General features: G+C 71.4%; 19 protein-coding genes. 18 read left to right on the top strand and 1 reads right to left on the bottom strand.

Annotated elements, in window-relative coordinates; translation table 11 throughout:
- Positions 1 to 63: 63 nt before the first annotated feature.
- The gene (locus BIU90_RS13315; protein WP_071300679.1) at positions 64 to 1,002 is read left to right on the top strand and encodes a methionyl-tRNA formyltransferase; all 939 of its coding nucleotides are present in this window, start codon (positions 64 to 66) and stop codon (positions 1,000 to 1,002) included.
- Positions 999 to 2,516: an RsmB/NOP family class I SAM-dependent RNA methyltransferase gene (locus tag BIU90_RS13320; protein WP_071300680.1), complete on the top strand. Its 1,518-nt coding sequence runs from the start codon at positions 999 to 1,001 to the stop codon at positions 2,514 to 2,516. Before BIU90_RS13315 ends, BIU90_RS13320 begins: the two co-directional genes overlap by 4 nt.
- 30 nt (positions 2,517 to 2,546) lie before the next feature.
- Here the strand turns inward: BIU90_RS13320 and BIU90_RS13325 are convergent, their stop codons facing one another.
- Positions 2,547 to 3,128, bottom strand: a complete 582-nt coding sequence (locus tag BIU90_RS13325; protein ID WP_139195275.1) for a hypothetical protein — start codon at positions 3,126 to 3,128, stop codon at positions 2,547 to 2,549.
- Positions 3,129 to 3,294: 166 nt separating this feature from the next.
- Between BIU90_RS13325 and BIU90_RS13330 the strand changes: the two genes are divergently transcribed.
- The 16 genes from BIU90_RS13330 (at position 3,295) to pyk (ending at position 21,552) form a co-directional block, all read left to right on the top strand.
- On the top strand, positions 3,295 to 4,197 hold the full coding sequence (locus tag BIU90_RS13330; protein ID WP_071300682.1) for an Abi family protein: 903 nt from the start codon (positions 3,295 to 3,297) through the stop codon (positions 4,195 to 4,197).
- Positions 4,198 to 4,237: 40 nt separating this feature from the next.
- Positions 4,238 to 4,903, top strand: a complete 666-nt coding sequence (rpe, locus tag BIU90_RS13335) for a ribulose-phosphate 3-epimerase (protein WP_071300683.1) — start codon at positions 4,238 to 4,240, stop codon at positions 4,901 to 4,903.
- A gap of 9 nt (positions 4,904 to 4,912) precedes the next feature.
- On the top strand, positions 4,913 to 5,176 hold the full coding sequence (locus BIU90_RS13340) for a phosphoribosyl-ATP diphosphatase (protein WP_071300684.1): 264 nt from the start codon (positions 4,913 to 4,915) through the stop codon (positions 5,174 to 5,176).
- A gap of 70 nt (positions 5,177 to 5,246) precedes the next feature.
- Positions 5,247 to 6,086: an ATP phosphoribosyltransferase gene (gene hisG / locus BIU90_RS13345; RefSeq protein WP_071300685.1), complete on the top strand. Its 840-nt coding sequence runs from the start codon at positions 5,247 to 5,249 to the stop codon at positions 6,084 to 6,086.
- On the top strand, positions 6,083 to 6,886 hold the full coding sequence (gene hisF, locus BIU90_RS13350) for an imidazole glycerol phosphate synthase subunit HisF (RefSeq protein ID WP_071300686.1): 804 nt from the start codon (positions 6,083 to 6,085) through the stop codon (positions 6,884 to 6,886). Before hisG ends, hisF begins: the two co-directional genes overlap by 4 nt.
- A 7-nt stretch (positions 6,887 to 6,893) precedes the next feature.
- Positions 6,894 to 7,286 carry a phosphoribosyl-AMP cyclohydrolase gene (gene hisI, locus BIU90_RS13355; protein ID WP_071300687.1) on the top strand — a complete coding sequence of 131 codons (393 nt, stop codon included), beginning with the start codon at positions 6,894 to 6,896 and terminating at the stop codon, positions 7,284 to 7,286.
- Entirely contained in the window at positions 7,283 to 8,848 is a 1,566-nt protein-coding gene (locus BIU90_RS13360) for an anthranilate synthase component I (protein ID WP_071300688.1), read from the top strand. Before hisI ends, BIU90_RS13360 begins: the two co-directional genes overlap by 4 nt.
- Positions 8,845 to 9,540 carry a Trp biosynthesis-associated membrane protein gene (locus BIU90_RS13365; RefSeq protein ID WP_071300689.1) on the top strand — a complete coding sequence of 232 codons (696 nt, stop codon included), beginning with the start codon at positions 8,845 to 8,847 and terminating at the stop codon, positions 9,538 to 9,540. Before BIU90_RS13360 ends, BIU90_RS13365 begins: the two co-directional genes overlap by 4 nt.
- The gene (locus BIU90_RS13370; RefSeq protein WP_071300690.1) at positions 9,527 to 9,766 is read left to right on the top strand and encodes a DUF6704 family protein; all 240 of its coding nucleotides are present in this window, start codon (positions 9,527 to 9,529) and stop codon (positions 9,764 to 9,766) included. The genes BIU90_RS13365 and BIU90_RS13370 overlap by 14 nt, the downstream gene beginning before the upstream one ends.
- Before the next feature lie 17 nt (positions 9,767 to 9,783).
- Complete coding sequence (gene trpC, locus BIU90_RS13375; protein WP_071301031.1) at positions 9,784 to 10,557, top strand: indole-3-glycerol phosphate synthase TrpC; 774 nt, start codon at positions 9,784 to 9,786, stop codon at positions 10,555 to 10,557.
- 46 nt (positions 10,558 to 10,603) lie between these two features.
- Complete coding sequence (gene trpB, locus BIU90_RS13380; RefSeq protein WP_071301032.1) at positions 10,604 to 11,818, top strand: tryptophan synthase subunit beta; 1,215 nt, start codon at positions 10,604 to 10,606, stop codon at positions 11,816 to 11,818.
- Positions 11,815 to 12,615, top strand: a complete 801-nt coding sequence (gene trpA, locus BIU90_RS13385; RefSeq protein ID WP_071300691.1) for a tryptophan synthase subunit alpha — start codon at positions 11,815 to 11,817, stop codon at positions 12,613 to 12,615. The genes trpB and trpA overlap by 4 nt, the downstream gene beginning before the upstream one ends.
- 143 nt (positions 12,616 to 12,758) lie before the next feature.
- Positions 12,759 to 13,751: a prolipoprotein diacylglyceryl transferase gene (gene lgt / locus BIU90_RS13390; RefSeq protein ID WP_071300692.1), complete on the top strand. Its 993-nt coding sequence runs from the start codon at positions 12,759 to 12,761 to the stop codon at positions 13,749 to 13,751.
- A gap of 214 nt (positions 13,752 to 13,965) precedes the next feature.
- Positions 13,966 to 18,483, top strand: a complete 4,518-nt coding sequence (gene gltB, locus BIU90_RS13395) for a glutamate synthase large subunit (protein ID WP_071301033.1) — start codon at positions 13,966 to 13,968, stop codon at positions 18,481 to 18,483.
- A 41-nt stretch (positions 18,484 to 18,524) separates the two neighbouring features.
- Positions 18,525 to 19,982 carry a glutamate synthase subunit beta gene (locus BIU90_RS13400; protein ID WP_071300693.1) on the top strand — a complete coding sequence of 486 codons (1,458 nt, stop codon included), beginning with the start codon at positions 18,525 to 18,527 and terminating at the stop codon, positions 19,980 to 19,982.
- Between the two features lie 124 nt (positions 19,983 to 20,106).
- Positions 20,107 to 21,552 carry a pyruvate kinase gene (pyk, locus tag BIU90_RS13405; RefSeq protein WP_071300694.1) on the top strand — a complete coding sequence of 482 codons (1,446 nt, stop codon included), beginning with the start codon at positions 20,107 to 20,109 and terminating at the stop codon, positions 21,550 to 21,552.
- Positions 21,553 to 21,589 lie beyond the last annotated feature (37 nt).

A 21,589-nucleotide genomic window follows, 5' to 3' on the forward strand; every position in this document is an offset into this window, starting at 1 on the left:
GCGGATGTGCATCGAACCCCGGGCGGCAGCGACGACGACCTGAGGCGTGGGAGGATCGCACCCATGCGTCTCGTCGTCGCCGGCAGCCCCGCTGCGGCCGTCCCCACCCTGCGTCGGCTCGCGGCCTCGGACCACGAGATCGCCGCGGTGCTCACCCGCCCGCCGACGCCGCAGGGGCGCAGGCGGGTCCTGACCCCGACGCCCGTGGCGCAGGTGGCGGCCGAACTGGGGCTGCCCGTGATCGAGGCGTCCCGCGTCGACGACGCCGTCACCGCGCAGCTGGCCGACCTCGACGTCGACCTCGGGGTGATCGTGGCCTACGGCGCGCTGCTCCGCCGCGCGGCGCTCGACACCCCGCGCCACGGCTGGGTCAACCTGCACTTCTCCGACCTGCCGGCGTACCGCGGGGCCGCTCCGGTGCAGCGGGCCGTGATGGCTGGCGACACCCGCACCGCGGCCACCGCCTTCCAGCTCGTCGAGGCCCTGGACGCTGGCCCGGTGTTCGCGTCCGAGCCGTTCGCGATCGACCCCGAGGCCACCGCTGGCGAGGTCCTCGCAGCGATGGCGGACACCGGCGCCGAGGTGGTCGCCCGGGTGGTCGACGGCATCGCCGACGGCACGGCGACCGCGACCGCGCAGGTCGGTCAGGCCACCACCGCCCCGAAGACCACGATCGCGGACGGGCACGTCGACTTCGCCCGACCGGCCCGGCTCGTGCACGCGCAGCTGCGCGGGGTCACCCCGGAACCCGGGGCCTGGGCGACCCTGGGGGACACCCGCGTCAAGCTGCTCCGCGCCACGGCCCACCAGCCAGGAGGCCCGGCAGCGTCCGCCCCGTCGCTCGCCCCCGGCGCGCTCACGGTCCAGGACGGCCACTTGCTGGTCGGGACGGCCGACGGTCCGCTGGTGCTCACCGAGGTCCAGCCGGCCGGCAAGAAGCCGATGGACGCCGCCGCCTGGGCCCGTGGCCTCGGCACGCTCGACGGGAAGACCCTGGCATGAACGCCCCCCGGAACGACCAGCAGCAGCCCCGGACCGTCCGCGGCCCGAGCGCGCGGCGCGTCGCGTTCGACGTCCTGCGCGCCGTCCAGGTCGACGACGCGTACGCGAACCTGCTGCTGCCCACTCGCATCCGTCGCGCCGCGCTCTCGCCGCGGGACGCCGGCTTCGCGACCGAGCTCACCTACGGCACCATCCGGATGATCGGCCGGTACGACGCGATCGTCGAGGCGGCGTCAGGGCGGCGTGTCGCGAACATCGAGGCCGACGTGCTCGACGTCATGCGCCTCGGCGTCCACCAGCTCCTCGCGCTGCGCACACCGACCCACGCGGCGGTCTCGGCGACCGTGGAGCTCGCCCGCGAGGTCGGTGCCCACCGCGCCACCGGGTTCGTCAACGCCGTCATGCGGAAGGTCGCGGCCCGGACGCCCGAGGAGTGGGACGCCGAGGTCACCCGCGGACTCTCCGGCGACGACCTCCTGGCCACGCGCTGGTCGCACCCCGCCTGGGTCGTCGCCTCGTTGCGGGACGCCCTGGCCGCGGAGCGCTCCCGCGACGAGATCGTGGCGCTGCTCGCCGCGGACGACGTCGCCCCCCGGGTCCAGCTCGCCGCGCTGCCCGGACTCGCGACCGAGGCCGACGTGGCCGAGGTGACCCGGGCACTGGCGCCGACCACCGAGCCAGCCGGGGACGACCACGCGGCGCGGGTCGAGCCTCCCGTCGGGACCGCCGTGACGGACGCACCGGCGGCCGACGTCGACCCCACGGCCGACGCCCTGCCGGTCTCACCCGTCGGCATCCGGGGCGTCACCGGCGACCCGGCGCGCGTGCCGGGCGTGGCGGCCGGACGGCTCCGCGTGCAGGACGAGGGATCGCAGTTGGCGGCCCTGGCACTCAGCCGGTCGTCGGCGGTCCGCGCCGGTGAGCGGTGGCTCGACCTGTGTGCCGGACCCGGCGGCAAGGCGGCGCTGCTCGCCGCCGAGGCGGCACAGGCCGGCGCGACGCTCGTCGCCAACGAACTCGTGCCCGCGCGTGCCGGACTCGTGCGCACGGCCCTCGCGGGGTTCGGCGACACCGTCACCGTCGTCGAGGGCGACGGCCGGCGCTACGGCCAGGACGGCTCCGGCGTGACGTACGACCGGGTCCTGCTCGACGCGCCGTGCACCGGCCTCGGTGCCCTCCGTCGGCGACCAGAGGCACGCTGGCGCAAGCTCCCCGAGGACGTCCACGAACTGGCGGCGCTGCAGGAGGAACTGCTCGACGCCGCCGTGCGGGTGCTCGCACCGGGCGGGACGCTGGCGTACGTGACGTGTTCGCCGCACCTCGCCGAGACGCGCGGACAGGTCGACGCGCTGATGCGGCGCCACGGTGACGTCCTCGAGCAGCTCGACACCGCCGGTGTGGTCCGGTCCGTCGCCGCGCGGGACCCGCAGGTGGCCGACGGTCCGACGGCGCAGCTGTGGCCGCACCGCATCGGCACCGACGCGATGTTCATCGCGCTGTTCCGTCGGGTCTGAGCAGCGGCGGGTCTGAGCGGCGGCGCGTCCTCAGGCCATCCGGAAGTCGATGCCGTCCCGCCGGGACAGTCGCGCTGCAGCACGGACGAAGCGGGTCCCCTTGCCCGTCTTCCCGTCGGGGGTGACCGTCTGGTCCTCGGCCTCGCGGATGCGCCACGCCAGGTCGGTGCCGCGGGCGTCGTAGGCGACCCGCTCCATGGCCTCGACCACGTGCGCCTCGGCGTCAGCGGCGACACGACGCGCGGAGCGGTCCGGGTCGTCCACGTCGTCGGTGGTCCGTCCGGCTGCCGCGGCGGTGAGCAGGACGGTGCCGGCCGCGGTCACGCCCGTCATCGCGTCGGCGTGGGTCAGCCCGAGCCCGCCGGACATCACGAGGGCGATGTCCATCGTCACCGGCGTGCCGTGGTCCAGGTGGACGAGCCGGATCTGCCCGCGGCCGCCGCCGTTCGTCCAGCGCAGTACGTCGCCGTGGGTCAGGAAGAGCGCGAAGTCCAGGACCTCGAGGACGTCCTGCTGGTCGCGGATGACGTCGGTCAGCGGAGCGCCGTCGTCGGGAGCGAAGGTGACCTGCACCCGGATGGCGTCCGTGCCTGAAGTGTGAAGATCGGTCACGACTGCAGCCTAGGCGGCGGACGGGCGGGTGCGCCAACAAGGAAGGTGCTCTCGCCGCACCGCAGTGGAGCGCAGCGCCGACAGTGTGATATGTTGGTCGGACAAGACCGGTTCCGCCTGCTGATGCAGGTCCAGGGCCGGTCCTCTTCGTTCGAGGGGGTGCCCGGTGGGCGCGACGAAGCCGTTCCAGACGTACGACCAACAGCTCAGGCGCCTCGTCAGGCGCGGGCTGCGTGTGGACGACCACGCGCAGGCGCTCGAGTGGCTGACGCGCGTCAACTACTACCGGCTCAGCGGCTACTGGTACCCGTTCCGCGCGGTCGAGAACGGTCGACGTCGGGACGTCTTCGTCTCGGGAGCCGCCTTCGCCGACGTGATCGCCCTCTACGAGTTCGACGAACGGCTCCGTGCTGCTGTCCTCACCGTGACGGCGCCCATCGAACTCTCCGTCCGTGCCTTCCTCGGCCATGCGCTCGGGCGCGTGGACTCCTGCGCACACCTCCGGCCGGAGCTCCTCGGTGCGCTCGCACGGTCCGGGGCGGACTACCCCAACTGGCGCGCACGCTTCGACCGCGAAGTCGCAGCGTCACGAGAGGACTTCGTCGTCCACCACCGGTCCTCCTACAGCGGTGTCCTGCCGGTCTGGGCTGCGGTCGAGGTCCTGGACTGGGGGTCGCTGGTGCGACTCCTCATGATGTCGCCGCCGGCAGTGCAGTCAGAGGTGGCAGCGCGCTTCGGGCTCCGGCCGCCGCAACTCGTGTCGTGGATGCGCTCGTTGAACATCGTCCGGAACGCCTGCGCTCACCACGGGCGCCTGTTCAACCGCGTGTACGCGAAACGCCCGAAGCTCCCGGTGCCGGGCCTCGTGCCGTCCCTCGACGCGATCGCACCGGTCATGAACCGCACCTACGGGCAACTGTCGCTGCTCCAACACCTGCGGCGGGCGGTCCTGCACGGACCGGCCCCCGAGCTGACCAGCGTGCTCGGGTCATGGCCCACATCCGACCACGTCCCGTTCGCCGTGACAGGTGCTCCTGCGGACTGGCGGTCGTCGGAGCTGTGGCGATGAGTGGGGTCTCCGTCCGGGCCGCGGTCGGTAGGGTTGGCGGGTGACGATCCGCATCTCGCCGAGCATCCTGTCCGCCGACTTCGCGAACCTGGAGCGGGAGCTCGAGCGCATCGCGACCGCCGACATGGTGCACGTCGACGTGATGGACAACCACTTCGTCCCGAACCTGACCCTCGGGCTGCCGATCGTGCAGCGCCTGCAGCAGGTCTCCCCGGTGCCGCTCGACGTGCACCTGATGATCACCGACGCCGACACGCAGGCCCCGCAGTACGCCGAGACCGGTGCGGCGAGCGTGACGTTCCACTTCGAGGCCGCGACCGACCCCCTGGCGACGGCTGCGGCCATCCGGTCGAACGGCGCCCGTGCCGCGGTCGCGGTGAAGCCGGGCACGCCGATCGCGCCCGTGCTGGCACACCTCGACGCCTACGACATGATCCTGCTCATGACGGTGGAGCCCGGGTTCGGCGGCCAGTCGTTCATGCCGTCGGTGATGCCCAAGCTGGCCGACGCCCGCGCGGCGGTGGACGCCTCCGGGCTCGACGTCTGGCTCGAGGTCGACGGCGGCATCGCGGTCGACACCGTGCCGGCCGCCGTGCAGAGCGGCGCCGACACCCTGGTGGCGGGGTCGGCGGTCTACGGCGGGGAACCGGCCGGGCGCATCCAGGACCTCCGGGACGCGGCGCAGCGTGCGCTCGCGGGACGGTAGCCTGGGAGCGTGAAGACGTTCGACGACCTGTTCGCGGAGCTGACCGAGAAGGCCGCCACGCGCCCCGAGGGCTCCGGCACCGTCGCCGAACTGGACGCCGGTGTGCACCAGATCGGCAAGAAGATCGTGGAGGAAGCCGCCGAGGTCTGGATGGCTGCCGAGTACGAGGGCGACGAGCGCACCTCGGAGGAGATCTCCCAGCTCGTCTACCACCTGCAGGTCCTGATGATCGCCAAGGGCCTGACCCCGGCGGACGTCTGGCGACATCTGTAGGCACCCGCCCGCGCACCCGCGCGACCGCGGTCCACAGACGTCACCGACCTCCAGCAGAAAGCAGACCCTGATGCTCCGCATCGCCGTGCCCAACAAGGGCTCGCTGTCCGAGACCGCCTCCGAGATGCTGCGCGAGGCCGGGTACGCCGGCCGTCGCGACCCGAAGGCGCTCCACCTGCTCGACGAGCGCAACGGCGTCGAGTTCTTCTTCCTCCGGCCGCGCGACATCGCCACGTACGTGGGGTCCGGTGCGCTCGACGTCGGCATCACCGGGCGCGACCTGCTGCTCGACTCCGGCTCCGAGGCGCACGAGGTCGACGCGCTCGGGTTCGCCGACTCGACCTTCCGCTTCGCCGGCACGCCCGGCCGGTTCTCCACGCTGACGGACCTCGACGGCGTCCGCGTGGCGACGAGCTACCCGGGCCTGGTGGGGGAGTTCCTCGCGAAGCACGGCGTGACCGCGACCCTGGTCAAGCTCGACGGCGCGGTCGAGAGCGCGGTCCGACTCGGCGTCGCCGACGCGGTCGCGGACGTCGTGTCGACCGGCAGCACGCTGCGCCAGGCGGGGCTCGAGATCTTCGGCCCGGTCATCCTCGAGTCGACGGCGTTGCTCGTCACGACCGACGAGACGATCCCGGGCATCGACGTCCTGCGTCGGCGCCTGCAGGGCGTGCTCGTCGCCCGCGGCTACGTGATGCTCGACTACGACATCCCGACGGACCTGCTCGAGCAGGCCACCGCCGTCGCCTCGGGCATCGAGTCGCCCACGGTCTCGCCGCTGCACGGCCGCGACTGGTCCGCGGTCCGCGTGATGATCCCGCGCGACGACGCGAACCTCATCATGGACGCGCTCTACGACCTGGGCGCCCGCGCCATCCTGGTCAGCCCGATCCACGCCGCACGCCTGTGACGGACGCGACGGGCCCCGAGAGCAGGCCGGCCGCGACCGGCGGCGTCGCCGTCCGTGTCGTCCCGTGCCTCGACGTGTCCGGCGGTCGGGTCGTGAAGGGCGTCAACTTCCTCGACCTGCAGGACGCCGGCGACCCGGTCGAGCTCGCTGCCCGCTACTACGAGCAGGGCGCCGACGAGCTGACCTTCCTCGACGTCGGTGCGACGGTGGAGAACCGCTCGACCATGTACGACACCGTCACGCGCACCGCTGAACAGGTCTTCATCCCGCTCACCGTCGGCGGCGGGGTGCGGAGCGTCGACGACGTGTCGCGGCTGCAGCAGTGCGGCGCGGACAAGATCGGCGTGAACAGCGCCGCGATCGCCCGACCCGATCTGGTCGGCGAGATCGCGGACCGGTTCGGCGCGCAGGCCGTGGTGCTGTCGCTCGACGTGAAGCGCTCCGACCGGATGCCGTCCGGCTTCGTCGTGACGACCCACGGCGGGCGCACCGAGTCGGACCTCGACGCGATCCAGTGGGCTGCCGAGGCCGTCGAGCGCGGCGCCGGCGAACTGCTGGTCAACTCGATCGACGCCGACGGCACGAAGAACGGCTTCGACCTCGACCTGGTCCGGGCCGTCCGCGCGGTGTCGAGCGTCCCGGTGATCGCCTCGGGCGGCGCCGGACGGGTCGAGCACTTCGCGCCGGCCGTCGACGCCGGTGCCGACGCGGTGCTCGCGGCGAGCGTCTTCCACCGCGGCGAGATGACGATCGGCGACGTCAAGGACGCCCTGCGGGAGTCCGGGCACGCCGTACGCTAGGAGCCTCATGACCGACAGCACCAGCACCAGCACCGAGGCGGTCCTCGACCGCGCGCGCTTCGGTGCGGACGGGCTGCTCCCCGCAGTCGTGCAAGAGGAATCGTCCAAGGACGTCCTCATGCTCGGCTGGATGGACCGCGAAGCCCTCCGCCGCACCCTGACCGAGGGGCGGGTGACCTTCTGGTCCCGCTCGCGGCAGGAGTACTGGCGGAAGGGCGACACGTCGGGACACGCCCAGTACGTGCGCGCCGCGGCGTTCGACTGCGACGACGACACCCTGCTCGTGACGGTGCACCAGGTGGGCGCGGCCTGCCACACCGGTGCGCACAGCTGCTTCGAGGTCGATCCGCTGACGCCGGTGACGGCGTCCGCACCCGACACGACGGGGGCGACCCGATGACGAACGCGACCACGACATCGGCCGCAGCGGTCTCCGACCAGCCGCACACGACCTCCCGTCCGGAGTTCGACGCCCTGGTGGCCGACGGCCACCGCGTCGTCCCGGTCGTCCGCGCCCTGTACGGCGACAGCGAGACGCCGGTCGGCGTCTACCGCAAGCTCGCCGACGGCCGTCCCGGCTCGTTCCTGCTCGAGTCGGCCGGCCAGGGCGGCCTGTGGTCGCGCTGGTCCTTCGTCGGCGTCCGCAGCTTCGGCGTGCTGACGCAGGACGGCGACCGCGCCGCCTGGATCGACACCGGCATGAGCGCGGAGCGCGCGGTCGGTTCCCTCGACGGGGCACCGCTCGAGGTCCTGGCGAGCCTGCACGAACGCTGGGCCACGCCGCGCGTCCCCGGCACGCCGCCGCTCGTCGGCGGGACCGTCGGGTTCATCGGATGGGAGGCCGTGCGCCAGCTCGAGCACCTGCCGGACGTCCCCGCAGCGGACTTCGACGTGCCCGGACAGTCGTTGGCGTTCGTCGCCGAGATGGCCGCCCTGGACCACCGCACCGGGCTGGTCCTGCTCGTCGCGAGCGCGCTCAACGACGGCACCGACGACGCCGACGCCCTGTGGGACGGTGCGCAGGAGCGCCTCGACCGGATGCAGGCCGACCTGGTGCAGCCGAGCATCGCCACGGTGGCACAGGCGTTCGACATCGCCGAGCCGACCCCGACGCATCGGTCGACGCCGGACGAGTACATGGCGTCGGTCGTGCGGTCCAAGGACTTCATCCGCGACGGCGACGTGTTCCAGGTCGTCATCTCGCAGCGCTTCGACCACGAGGTCACGGCGGACCCGCTCGACGTCTACCGGGTCCTGCGCACGCTGAACCCGAGCCCGTACATGTACTTCCTGTCGATGGAGGACACCGCGGGCAAGCCGTTCTGGATCGTCGGCGCTTCCCCCGAGGCCCTGGTCAAGGTGCAGGGCGGCCGAGCGATCACGCACCCGATCGCCGGTTCACGTCCGCGCGGGGCCACGCCCGAGCAGGACGTCCGCTTCGGCGAGGACCTGCTCGAGGACCCGAAGGAACGCGCCGAGCACCTGATGCTCGTCGACCTGTCCCGCAACGACCTGCAGAAGGTCTGTGAACCGGGCACCGTCGCCGTGACGGAGTTCATGACGGTGGAGCGCTTCAGCCACATCATGCACCTGGTGTCGAGCGTCGAGGGCGTCGTCCGTCCGGGGCAGTCCGCCATCGACGTGTTCCGCGCGACGTTCCCGGCCGGCACGCTCTCCGGCGCGCCGAAGCCCCGCGCGCTGCAGATCATCGACGAGCTCGAACCAGCCAAGCGCGGCGCGTACGCCGGTGTCGTGGGCTACTTCGACTTCGCCGGTGACGCCGACCTGGCGATCGCGATCCGCACCGCCCTGATCCAGGACGGTGTCGCCCGCGTGCAGGCCGGTGCGGGCCTCGTCGCCGACTCCGACCCCGCCACCGAACACGCCGAGGCCGTCAACAAGGCGGCAGCACCGCTGCGTGCCGTCGCGACGGCGAACCGGATGCGCGAGGTCCGGTCATGAGGCGCTCCCGCCCGCTCGTCGTGCTCGCCGGGCTGGTCGTCGCCGGCATCGTGATGCTCTCGTGGACCCAGACGTGGTTCACGGTGCGGCTCGACGCCGCCGCGGCCGTCAGCTCGACCGTGGTCGCCGACGGTTCGAAGGCCGTGCCGCAGTTCACCGCGCTGGCCATCGCGTCGCTGGCGCTCTTCCTGGCGATGACCATCGCCGGGCGGGTCGTGCGGGTCGTGCTCGCCGTCATCCAGGTCCTGCTCGGAGTGGGCATCGTCGTGTCCGGCATCAGCGCGCTGTCCGACCCGGTGGCCGCTGCCAAGGGCGCGATCGGCGACGTCGCCGGGGTGAGCGACCTGTCCGCGGTGCGCCGCATCGTGACGAGTGTCGACGTGTCCCTGTGGCCCGCCGTGGGGATCGCCGGCGGGGTGCTGGCGGCGCTGCTCGGAGTGCTCGTGCTCGTCGTGCAGCGCTCGTGGCCGGGGCCGAGCCGCAAGTACGCGGCCACCCCGACGGCCACCGCGCCGAAGGTCCCCGTGCAGCGGGACGCGATCGTCGACTGGGACGACCTGAGCGCGGGCGTCGACCCGACGTCCGGTGTCGACCCGTCGTCCGGGGCCGTCCATGACGACACGGTAGGATCGGACCTGCGCCGTTCGACCGACGACGCACCCGACCACGAGGAGCACCGTGAGCACCACTGAGCCCGCAGAACTCGGCGAAGGCCACTCGCCGGCAGCCTGGACGTCCGTCATCATCATGCTGGTGGGCTTCACGATCGGCACCTTCTGCTTCTGGTTCGACATCGCCTGGGGCGTCTGGGCCTCAGCCGGCATCGTCGTCGTCGGGCTCGTCGTCGGCTTCGTGATGGGCAAGGCGGGCTACGGCGTGAACGGCCCGAAGTTCGTCCCCAAGCACCACAACGAGTAGGGCCCGGCATGCAGAACGTGCTCGAGACCCTCGTCGCGGGCGCGCTCGAGGACGCAGCCGCCCGTCGTGTCGACCGTCCGCTGTCGGACCTCGAACGCGACCTCGACCGGGTCGCTTCGCCCCTCGACGCCCTCGACTTCCTGGCCCCCGGTGACCGCGTGAAGGTCCTGGCCGAGGTCAAGCGTGCCAGCCCTTCCCGCGGGTCGATGGCCCCGATCGCCGATCCGGCCGGTCTCGCCGCGGAGTACGAGCGTGGCGGTGCCTCTGCCATCAGCGTCCTGACCGAGGGACGCAAGTTCCTCGGCTCGCTCGCCGACCTCGAGGCCGTCAAGGCGCGGGTGTCCGTCCCGGTGCTCCGCAAGGACTTCATCGCCGACCCGTACCAGGTGGTCGAAGCCCGCGTGTCCGGCGCCGACGTGGTGCTGCTCATCGTCGCGGCGCTCGAGCAGCAGCAGCTGGTCGAACTCCACGAACTGGCGGAACAGCTCGGCATGCGCGTCCTGGTGGAGGCCCACTCGGGCGAGGAACTGAGCCGCGGGATCGATGCCGGCGCACGCATCCTCGGCGTCAACGCCCGCGACCTCACCGACTTCTCGCTGGACCGCGACCTGTTCGGCTCCCTCGCCGACCGGATCCCCGACGGGGTCGTCCGCGTCGCCGAGTCCGCCGTCACCGGTCCCGCCGACGTCGCCCACTACCGCGCTGCGGGTGCCGACGTCGTCCTGGTGGGTGAAGCGCTGGTCACCGGCGCCGACCCCGCCGCTGCACTCGCGTCGTTCCTCGACGCCTGACACCCTGTGGGTCCGGCCGCGAGCCGGACTCGTCTGGAGCACCATCGTGACCTCACTCCGCGACCTCCACGGCCCGTACTTCGGCGACTTCGGAGGACGCTTCGTCCCCGAATCGCTGGTGCTGGCGCTCGACGAACTCGAAGCGGCCTTCCGCGAAGCCTGGGCGGACCCGGCCTTCCACGCCGAGCTCGACGCCCTGCAGCGCGACTACACGGGCCGGCCCTCGATCATCACCGAGGTGCCTCGGTTCGCCAAGCACGCCGGTGGAGCCCGGGTGATCCTCAAGCGCGAGGACCTCAACCACACCGGCTCGCACAAGATCAACAACGTGCTCGGGCAGGCGCTCGTCGCCAAGCGCCTCGGCAAGACCCGCCTGATCGCGGAGACCGGCGCCGGCCAGCACGGCGTCGCGACCGCCACGGCAGCGGCGCTGTTCGGCATGGACTGCGTCGTCTACATGGGCGCCGTGGACACCGACCGACAGGCGCTCAACGTGGCACGGATGCGGCTGCTCGGCGCACAGGTCATCCCGGTCGAGACCGGTTCGAAGACCCTCAAGGACGCGATCAACGACGCGCTCCGTGACTGGGTCGCCAACGTCGACTCGACGCACTACCTGCTCGGCACCGTCGCCGGCCCGCACCCGTTCCCCGAGATGGTCCGCGAGTTCCACAAGGTGATCGGGGTCGAGGCCCGGCAGCAGGTCCTCGACCTGGTCGGACGCCTGCCCGACGCCGTCGCGGCCTGCGTCGGTGGTGGGTCGAACGCGATGGGCATCTTCGAGGCCTTCCTCGACGACGAGTCCGTCCGTCTGCTCGGCTACGAGGCCGGCGGCGACGGCGTCGAGACCGGTCGGCACGCCGCCAGCATCACGCTCGGCCGCGAAGGCGTCCTGCAGGGGGCGAAGTCGTACCTGATGCAGGACGAGGACGGGCAGACCATCGAGAGCCACAGCATCTCCGCCGGTCTGGACTACCCGAGCGTGGGCCCCGAGCACGCCTACCTGGCGTCGATCGGTCGGGCGCAGTACGAGCCGATCACCGACACCGAGGCGATGGAGGCGTTCCGGCTGCTGAGCCGCACCGAGGGCATCATCCCGGCCATCGAGTCCTCGCACGCCCTGGCCGGCGCGATGAAGCTCGGCAAGGAGCTCGGCCCGGACGGCGTCATCCTCGTCAACCTCTCCGGACGCGGTGACAAGGACGTGGCCTCGGCCAGTCGGTACTTCGGCATCCTCGACGAGACGGCGGTGCAGCTGTGAGCACGACGACCGACCGCAGTGTCGCCTCGACCATCGACCAGGCGAACGTCGCCCGCGCGGGAGCGGTCGTCGGGTACCTGCCCGCCGGCTACCCCGACCTCGACACCAGCGTGGACGCCGCAGTGGCCCTCGCCGAGAACGGCGTCGACGTCATCGAGCTCGGCCTGCCGTACTCGGACCCCGTGATGGACGGCCCGGTCATCCAGCGCGCGGCCGAGGAGAGCCTGGCGAACGGCTTCCGCGTCGCGCAGGTGTTCGACGCCGTGCACCGGATCACCGAGCGCGCTGACGTGCCCGTCCTGGTGATGACGTACTGGAACCCGGTGCTCCGCTACGGCGTGGACCGCTTCGCCGACGACCTGGTCGCGGCCGGGGCCTCCGGGCTCATCACGCCGGACCTGGTCCCCGACGAGGCCCGCGAGTGGATGGGTGCCTCGGAGCGCACCGGGCTCGACCGGGTGTTCCTCGCCGCGCCGTCGTCGTCCGACGCGCGCATGCTCCAGGCCGTCGACGCCAGTCGTGGGTTCGTCTACGCGGTCTCCACGATGGGCGTGACGGGTGCCCGCGCCGGGGTCGACACGGCAGCGCGCACCGTCGTGTCGCGACTCCGTGACGCCGGCGTGGCGCGCACGTGCGTCGGCCTGGGCATCTCGACGGCCGACCAGGTCGCCGAGGTCCTCGACTACGCCGACGGCGCGATCGTCGGCTCGGCCTTCGTCCGCGCCCTGGCCGACCTCGGTGTCACGGGAGTCGGGCAGCGCGCCGCCGAGCTGTCGGCGGGCGCCGCGCGCCGCTGACCGACCCGGTCAGGAGGCCGGGATCACGGTTTCCACAGACAGCCGCCGCTGGTTCCTGACCAGCGTTCCACCCGCGCTACAGTGATCCGGGATCGTCGCGACTGCGACGCCCGCGGCGCACACCGAAAGGCGACAGCACCTCCATGCCCCTCCTGAGCATCCCGAGTCCGAGCACGGCCTGGCAGTACTTCGACCTGACCGCCTGGCTCCGTGACGTCTTCGGCTGGTCGCTGCCGCTCGACTTCCGCATCCACGCCTACGCGATCTGCATCCTGCTCGGGATCGTCGCCGCGGTCGTCGTGACGAACCAGCGACTCGCAGCCCGCGGGGTCGAGCGCTGGGTCATCATCGACATCGCGATCTGGGCGGTGCCGTTCGGCATCGTCGGCGGTCGGCTGTTCCACGTCTTCACCCACGTCAGCGACTACTTCGGTCCCGGCCGCGACCCGTGGTCCTTCCTCTACGTGTGGGAAGGCGGCCTGGCGATCTTCGGCGCGATGATCCTCGGGTCCGTCGGCGCGTACTTCGGCTGCCGTCAGGTCGGCATCCGGTTCACGACGTTCCTCGACGCCCTGGCTCCGGCGATGCTGCTGGCGCAGGCGTTCGGGCGTCTCGGCAACTACTTCAACCACGAGCTGTTCGGCATGCCCACCAGCCTGCCGTGGGGCCTGCAGATCGAGTCCTCGAACGCTGCGTACCCGACCGGCCTGCCCGAGGGCACGCTGTTCCACCCGACGTTCCTCTACGAGATCATCTGGAACGTCGTCGGCTTCGCGGTGATCATCCTCATCGACCGGCGCTGCAACCTGCAGTGGGGTCGCGTGCTCGCCCTGTACCTGATCTGGTACGGCATCGGCCGCTCGGTCCTCGAGTCGATCCGCGTGGACACGAGCGAGACCTTCTTCGGCATCCGCACGAACGTCTGGGCGTCCTTCGCGGCGATCATCGTCGGCCTCGTCGTCTTCTGGCTGCAGTCGCGTCGGCACACCGGCAAGGAACCGAGCGCCTACCTGCCCGGTCGCGATCCGCGTTCGCAGTCCGATGTAGACTCCGAGGACACCTACTCGGAGCACAGCGACGACGCACCCATCGGCGCTGGTTCCGGCTCGGTCGCCACTGCAGTCGACCGTTCCTGACGGCTGCGACCCCACGGGGTCGGACGGTGAGCGGGCACGACTCCAGCCCCGCCGCACACGGCCATCGCTGTCCCTGTTCCACCCTCTCCCGAGGACGGTCCCCATGGCGCTCCAGCCTCCCCGCTCCGGTGTGACGCCGGTCCCGACCCGCTCCGCCTCGAGTGCCCGCGTGCCGGCGCATCAGCGGTTCTCCGCCGTGCCGCAGGCCGCGGGCATGTACGACCCGGCGAACGAGAAGGACGCCTGCGGTCTGGCCATGGTCGCCACGCTGCGTGGCACGCCGGGTCACGACATCGTCGACGCGGCCCTCGGGGCGCTCCGGAACCTCGAACACCGTGGCGCCGTCGGGTCCGACGCAGGCACCGGTGACGGCGCAGGGATCCTGTGCCAGGTGCCGGACGCGTTCTTCCGGGCCGAAGCGCCGGTGGAGCTGCCGGCAGCGGGGGCGTACGCCGTCGGCACGGCGTACCTGCCCGTCGACGCGGACGACCGCCGTGCGGTGAAGGCCGCGGTCGAGTCGCTGGCAGCCGAAGAGGGCCTGCGGGTGCTCGGCTGGCGCCAGGTCCCAGTACGTCCCGAGGTGCTCGGCACCCTGGCCCGCGCGGCGATGCCTGCGTTCGAGCAGTGCTTCGTCGTGTCCGAGCGCCACGACGACGACGGCGCGCTCCGCAGCGGGATCGCCCTCGACCGGCAGACGTTCCGGCTCCGCAAGCGCGTCGAGCGCGAGCACGAGATCTACTTCATGTCGCTGTCGAGCCGGACCATGGTCTACAAGGGCATGGTCACGACGCTGCAGCTCGAGCCGTTCTACCCGGACCTGAGTGACGAGCGGTTCGCGTCGAAGCTGGCGATCGTGCACTCGCGCTACTCGACGAACACGTTCCCGTCGTGGCCGCTCGCCCAGCCCTTCCGCACGCTCGCGCACAACGGCGAGATCAACACCGTCCGCGGCAACCGCAACTGGATGCGCGCCCGCCAGTCGCAGCTCGAGAGCGACCTGCTCGGCGACATGGCCCCGCTGCTGCCGATCGTCAGCCCGGGTGCCAGCGACTCCGCCTCGTTCGACGAGACCCTCGAGCTGCTGACCCTGAGCGGTCGGTCGCTGCCGCACGCGGTGTCGATGATGGTGCCCGAGGCCTGGGAGAACCAGGCCGACATGGACCCGGAGCTCCGGGACTTCTACGAGTACCACTCGATGCTCATGGAGCCGTGGGACGGTCCGGCGGCGATCACGTTCACCGACGGCTCGCTCGTCGGCGCCACGCTCGACCGCAACGGGCTGCGACCCGGTCGGTTCCTGGTCACCGACGACGGCCTGATCGTGATGGGCTCGGAAACGGGCGTCATCGACGTGCCCGCGTCCAAGGTCGTCCGCAAGGGCCGTCTGCGTCCGGGGCGGCTGTTCCTGGTCGACACCGAGGCCGGCCGCATCATCGAGGACGACGAGGTCAAGCGCGACCTCGCCACGTCGGGCCCCTGGGGCGAATGGCTCGCCGCGGGCCGGATCAACCTGCGTGACCTGCCGGAGCGCGAGCACATCGTGCACACCCCGGCATCGGTCACCCGACGCCAGCGGGCCTTCGGCTACACCGAGGAAGAGGTCCGGGTGCTGCTGCGCCCGATGGCCGCCGCCGGTGCAGAGCCGCTCGGCGCGATGGGGTCGGACACCCCGATCGCCGTGCTGTCCCAGCGCCCTCGGCTGCTCTTCGACTACTTCACGCAGCAGTTCGCCCAGGTGACGAACCCGCCGCTCGACTCCATCCGCGAGCAGGTCATCACGTCGATGGGCATGGGGCTCGGACCGGAGCGCAACCTCCTCGACGCCGGGCCGGAGCACGCCAAGCAGATCGTGCTCGACTTCCCGGTCATCGACAACGACCAGCTCGCCAAGGTCCAGCACTTCGAGACCGGTTCCGGCCGCCACCTCACCGTGACGATCCGCGGCCTGTACCGGGTGGACGCCGGCGAGCAGGCGATGGAGCAGCGCATCCAGGCCGTGTGCGACGAGGTCGACGCGGCCATCGAGTCCGGCAAGCAGTTCATCGTGCTGTCCGACCGCGACGGCAACGCCGAGAACGCACCGATCCCGAGCCTGCTGCTGCTGGCAGCCGTGCACCACCACCTGATCCGCACCGAGCAGCGCATGGCGGTCGGGCTCATCGTCGAGGCCGGCGACGTGCGCGAGGTCCACCACGTCGCGACCCTGATCGGCTACGGCGCCTCGGCGATCAACCCGTACCTGGCGATGGAGACCTGCGAGAACCTGGTCCGGTCGGGCATGCTCAGCGGCATCACGCCGGAGCAGGCCGTCAAGAACGTCATCAAGGCGCTCGGCAAGGGCGTGCTGAAGATCATGTCGAAGATGGGCATCTCCACGGTGTCCAGCTACGCCGGCGCGCAGGCGTTCGAGGCCGTCGGGCTCGCGCAGGAGTTCGTCGACCGCTACTTCACGGGCACCTCGTCGATCCTGGGTGGCGTCGACATCGACGTCATCGCGAAGGAGAACGCCGAGCGACACGCGCAGGCGTACCCGCAGGACGGGTCGGTGCTCGCGCACGAGCGACTGCAGACCGGCGGCGAGTACCAGTGGCGCCGCGAAGGACCGCCGCACCTGTTCAACCCGGACACCGTCTTCCGGCTCCAGCACGCCACGCGCGCCCGCCGGTACGACATCTTCCGTGAGTACTCCAAGGCGGTCGACGACCAGTCCGAGGAGCTCATGACCCTGCGCGGGCTGTTCCGCTTCAAGCACGGCGAGCGCACCCCGGTCCCGCTCGACGAGGTCGAGCCGATCGAGTCGATCGTCAAGCGGTTCAACACGGGCGCGATGTCCTACGGGTCGATCTCGAAGGAAGCGCACGAGACCCTCGCGATCGCGATGAACCGCCTGGGCGGTCGGTCGAACACGGGCGAGGGCGGCGAGGACGTCGACCGCCTGCTCGACCCCGAGCGGCGCAGTGCGATCAAGCAGGTCGCGTCCGGCCGGTTCGGCGTGACGAGCATGTACCTGACGCACGCCACCGACATCCAGCTCAAGATGGCGCAGGGTGCCAAGCCCGGCGAGGGCGGCCAGCTCCCGCCGCAGAAGGTGTACCCGTGGGTCGCACGCACCCGGCACGCCACCGCGGGCGTCGGGCTGATCTCACCGCCGCCGCACCACGACATCTACTCGATCGAGGACCTCAAGCAGCTGATCTTCGACGTCAAGCGTGCCAACCCCTCGGCGCGCGTGCACGTCAAGCTCGTCAGCCAGTCCGGGATCGGCGCGGTCGCCGCCGGTGTCACGAAGGCCCTGGCCGACGTGGTGCTCGTCTCGGGGCACGACGGTGGCACCGGTGCGTCGCCGCTCAACTCGCTGAAGCACGCCGGCACCCCGTGGGAGATCGGCCTCGCCGAGACCCAGCAGACGCTCATGCTCAACGGCATGCGCGACCGCGTCGTGGTGCAGGTCGACGGGCAGATGAAGACCGGCCGTGACGTCGTCGTCGCCGCCCTGCTCGGCGCCGAGGAGTACGGCTTCGCCACCGCACCGCTCGTGGTCGAGGGCTGCATCCTGATGCGCGTCTGCCACCTCGACACCTGCCCCGTCGGCGTCGCCACGCAGAACCCCGAGCTCCGCAAGCGGTTCTCCGGCAAGCCGGAGTTCGTCGTCAACTTCTTCGAGTTCATCGCCCAGGAAGTGCGCGAGCTGCTGGCCGAGCTGGGCTTCCGCTCGCTCGACGAGGCGATCGGCGCGACCGAGGCACTCGACGTCGACCGTGCCGTGGCGCACTGGAAGGCGTCCGGCCTCGACCTGCAGCCGGTGCTGAACGGGCCGGAGTTCGCCGCCGACGAGCCCCGACGACACCACCGCGAGCAGGACCACGAGCTCGAGCAGCACTTCGACGTCCAGCTCATCCAGCAGGCCTCGGACGTGCTCGAGCACGGCGGGTCCATCGCGCTCGACCTGCCCATCCGCAACACCGAGCGCGCCGTGGGCACCATGCTCGGCCACCAGGTCACGCTGCGGCACGGTGAGCACGGTCTGCCCGCGGGGTCGATCGACATCACGCTGCGCGGGTCGGCCGGGCAGTCGCTCGGCGCGTTCCTGCCGTCCGGCATCACGCTCCGGCTGATCGGCGACAGCAACGACTACGTCGGCAAGGGGCTCTCGGGCGGCGACGTCATCGTGCGTCCCGCCGAGTCGTGCGGCTTCGAGCCGAGCGAGAACGTCATCGCCGGCAACGTCATCGGCTACGGCGCGACCCAGGGCAGCATGTTCATCCGCGGCATCGTGGGCGAGCGCTTCCTGGTCCGGAACTCCGGCGCGACCGCCGTGGTCGAGGGCGTGGGGGACCACGCGCTCGAGTACATGACGGGTGGCCTCGCGGTGATCCTCGGCGAGACCGGGCGCAACCTCGGCGCCGGCATGTCCGGTGGCACCGCGTACGTGCACGGCCTGCGCACCGAACACGTCAACGCCGACTCGCTCGCCAGCGGGGAACTGCGGCTCGAGCAGCTCGACAGCGCCGACGTCGAGATCCTGACCGACCTGCTCGAACGGCACGCTGCCGAGACGGGCTCGACCGTCGCGGCGGACGTGCTGGCATCGGGCGACCTGTCCGCGTTCGTCAAGGTCCTGCCGCGCGACTACGCGGCCGTGCTCGAAACGCGCAAGCAGGCCGTGGACGAAGGACTCGACCCCGACGGCGACGTCGTGTGGAATCGCATCATGGAGGTGACCGGTGGCTGAGACGGCGACCGCACCCCAGACGACCATCCCGGAGGTAACTGGTGGCTGACCCCAAGGGGTTCCTGAAGGTCCAGGAACGCGAACTGCCCAAGCGTCGCCCCGTACCGGTCCGGCTCATGGACTGGAAAGAGGTCTACGAGCAGCAGGAGTCCGGCCAGCTGAAGCGCCAGGCCGGCCGCTGCATGGACTGCGGCGTGCCGTTCTGCCACCAGGGGTGCCCGCTCGGCAACCTCATCCCGGAGTGGAACGACCTCACCTGGCGCGGCGAGGGTCGACAGGCGATCGAGCGCCTGCACGCGACGAACAACTTCCCGGAGTTCACCGGCCGCCTGTGCCCCGCGCCGTGCGAGTCGTCCTGCGTGCTCGGCATCAACCAGCCGCCGGTGACGATCAAGCAGGTCGAGGTCTCGATCATCGACCAGGCCTTCCAGAACGGCTGGGTCACCCCGCACCCGCCGGAGCGCCTGACCGGCAAGACCGTCGCCGTCGTGGGCTCGGGCCCCGCCGGCCTGGCCGCCGCGCAGCAGCTCACCCGCGCTGGCCACACCGTCGCCGTGTACGAACGCGACGACCGCATCGGCGGCCTGCTGCGCTACGGCATCCCGGACTTCAAGATGGAGAAGCGCCAGATCGACGCCCGGCTCGCGCAGATGCAGGCCGAGGGCACCCGGTTCCGTGCCGGCGTCGAGATCGGCGTCGACATCACCTGGGACGACCTGAAGTCCCGGTACGACGCCGTCGTGGTCGCCACCGGCGCCACGGTGCCCCGTGACCTGCCGATCCCTGGTCGTGACCTGGCCGGCGTGCACTTCGCGATGGAGTACCTGGTGCAGCAGAACCGTGCCGGTGCCGGCACGGTGGTCGACAACCAGATCACCGCCGAGGGCAAGCACGTCGTCGTCATCGGCGGCGGCGACACCGGTGCGGACTGCATCGGGACCGCCCACCGCCAGGGTGCGCTCAGCGTGACGAACCTGGCGATCGGCAAGCAGCCGCCCGAAGAACGCCCTGAGCACCAGCCGTGGCCGATGTTCCCGACGGTGTTCGAGATCACGAGCGCCCACGAAGAGGGTGGCGAGCGGACGTTCCTGGCGTCGACGGTCGAGTTCCTGGCGAACGAGGCGGGCGAGGTCCGGGCGCTCCGCGTCGCCGAGACCGAGTACCTCGACGGGCGCCGCGTGCCCAAGGCCGGCACCGAGCGCGAGATCCCGGCCGACCTGGTCCTCATCGCGATGGGCTTCACCGGCCCCGAGACCGACACGCTCGAGCCGCAGCTGGGGCTGCCGGTCAGCGACGCCGGCGCGGTGTCACGCGGTGCCGACTTCACGACGAACCAGCCGGGCGTCTTCGTCGCGGGCGACGCCGGTCGTGGTCAGTCCCTCATCGTGTGGGCGATCGCCGAGGGCCGTGCCGCGGCCGCGAAGGTCGACGAGTACCTCGAGGGCACGACCATGCTGCCGGCGCCCGTCAAGGCGACCGACCGCGCGATCTCCATCTGATGCCCACTCCGTCGTGAGCAGGAGGCCACCGGCACTCGATAGGGTGCTGGTGGCCTCTCTTCGTACCGCGAAGCCCCACGAACACCATGCACGCAGGCCCCACCACCACACACGAAGGAAACCAGTGAGACGCGCAAAGATCGTTTCGACCCTCGGACCGGCCACCTCGGACTACGAGACCGTCAAGGAGATCATCGAGGCCGGCGTCGACGTCGCTCGCCTGAACCTCAGCCACGGTGACTACAGCGTCCACGAGGCCAACTACGTCAACGTCCGCCGCGCCGCCGAGGAGCTCGGCAAGCCCGTCGCGATCCTCGTCGACCTGCAGGGCCCGAAGATCCGTCTGGCCAAGTTCGCCGACGGGCCGCACCACCTCGACGTGGGCGACGTCTTCACCATCACGACCGAGGACGTCCCCGGGTCCAAGGAGATCTGCGGCACGACGTTCAAGGGCCTGCCGCAGGACGTCAAGCCCGGCGACCCGCTGCTCATCGACGACGGCCGCGTGCGCCTGCGCGTCCTCGACACCGACGGCGTGCGCGTCCGCACCGAGGTCGTCGTCGCCGGCACCGTCTCCAACAACAAGGGCATCAACCTGCCCGGCGTCGCCGTGAACGTCCCCGCGCTGAGCGAGAAGGACGAAGCGGACCTGCGCTGGGGGATCCGCCAGGGCGCCGACCTGATCGCGCTCTCGTTCGTGCGGAACGCCGCCGACGTCGACCGCGCGCACGAGATCATGGACGAAGAGGGCAAGCGTCTGCCCGTCATCGCCAAGATCGAGAAGCCGCAGGCGGTCGACGCGCTCGAGGAGATCATCGACGCCTTCGACTCGATCATGGTCGCCCGCGGTGACCTCGGTGTCGAGCTGCCACTCGAGGCCGTCCCGATCGTGCAGAAGCGCGCCGTCGAGCTCGCCCGCCGGATGGCGAAGCCCGTCATCGTCGCGACGCAGATGCTCGAGTCGATGATCTCCTCGCCGATCCCGACCCGTGCCGAGACCTCGGACGTCGCCAACGCGGTGCTCGACGGCGCCGACGCGGTGATGCTCTCGGGTGAGACCAGCGTCGGCGAGTACCCGGTGCAGACCGTCCGCACCATGGCGCGCATCGTCGAGTCCACCGAGGACCACGGCCTCGAGCGCATCGCGCCGCTCGGCACCAAGCCGCGCACCCTCGGCGGTGCGATCACGCTCGCCGCGGTCGAGATCGCCGAGTTCACCGCGGCGTCGTACCTCTGCGTCTTCACCGAGTCCGGCGACTCGGCCCGCCGCATGTCGCGCCTGCGCCACGGGCTGCCGATCATCGCCTTCACCCCGAACGAGGCCACACGTCGCCGCATGGCACTGACGTGGGGCGTCCGGTCCTTCCTGGTGGAGCGCAAGACCCACACCGACGAGCTCTTCTCGCAGGTCGACGACGTGCTCATCGAGAACGGCCTCGCGGCACCCGGCGACCGGGTCATCGTGACGGCCGGGTCCCCTCCCGGGATCGAGGGCTCGACGAACGACCTCCGCGTGCACCGCGTCGGCGACGCGCACGCCGAGGCAGCACCGGCGTACGTCCGCGACTAGTCCCACCGCAGTCCCGTTCGCGAAAGCGACAGATCGC

Source organism: Curtobacterium sp. MCBA15_001, assembly GCF_001864835.1.
In the GTDB taxonomy this organism is placed as follows: domain Bacteria; phylum Actinomycetota; class Actinomycetes; order Actinomycetales; family Microbacteriaceae; genus Curtobacterium.

Coding starts and splice junctions, on each gene's coding strand:
- BIU90_RS13360 (WP_071300688.1), top strand. CDS start 7,283: ATGACGAACGCGACCACGACATCGGCCGCAGCGGTCTCCGACCAGCCG.
- hisG (WP_071300685.1), top strand. CDS start 5,247: ATGCTCCGCATCGCCGTGCCCAACAAGGGCTCGCTGTCCGAGACCGCC.
- lgt (WP_071300692.1), top strand. CDS start 12,759: ATGCCCCTCCTGAGCATCCCGAGTCCGAGCACGGCCTGGCAGTACTTC.
- gltB (WP_071301033.1), top strand. CDS start 13,966: ATGTACGACCCGGCGAACGAGAAGGACGCCTGCGGTCTGGCCATGGTC.
- BIU90_RS13365 (WP_071300689.1), top strand. CDS start 8,845: ATGAGGCGCTCCCGCCCGCTCGTCGTGCTCGCCGGGCTGGTCGTCGCC.
- hisI (WP_071300687.1), top strand. CDS start 6,894: ATGACCGACAGCACCAGCACCAGCACCGAGGCGGTCCTCGACCGCGCG.
- BIU90_RS13320 (WP_071300680.1), top strand. CDS start 999: ATGAACGCCCCCCGGAACGACCAGCAGCAGCCCCGGACCGTCCGCGGC.
- BIU90_RS13315 (WP_071300679.1), top strand. CDS start 64: ATGCGTCTCGTCGTCGCCGGCAGCCCCGCTGCGGCCGTCCCCACCCTG.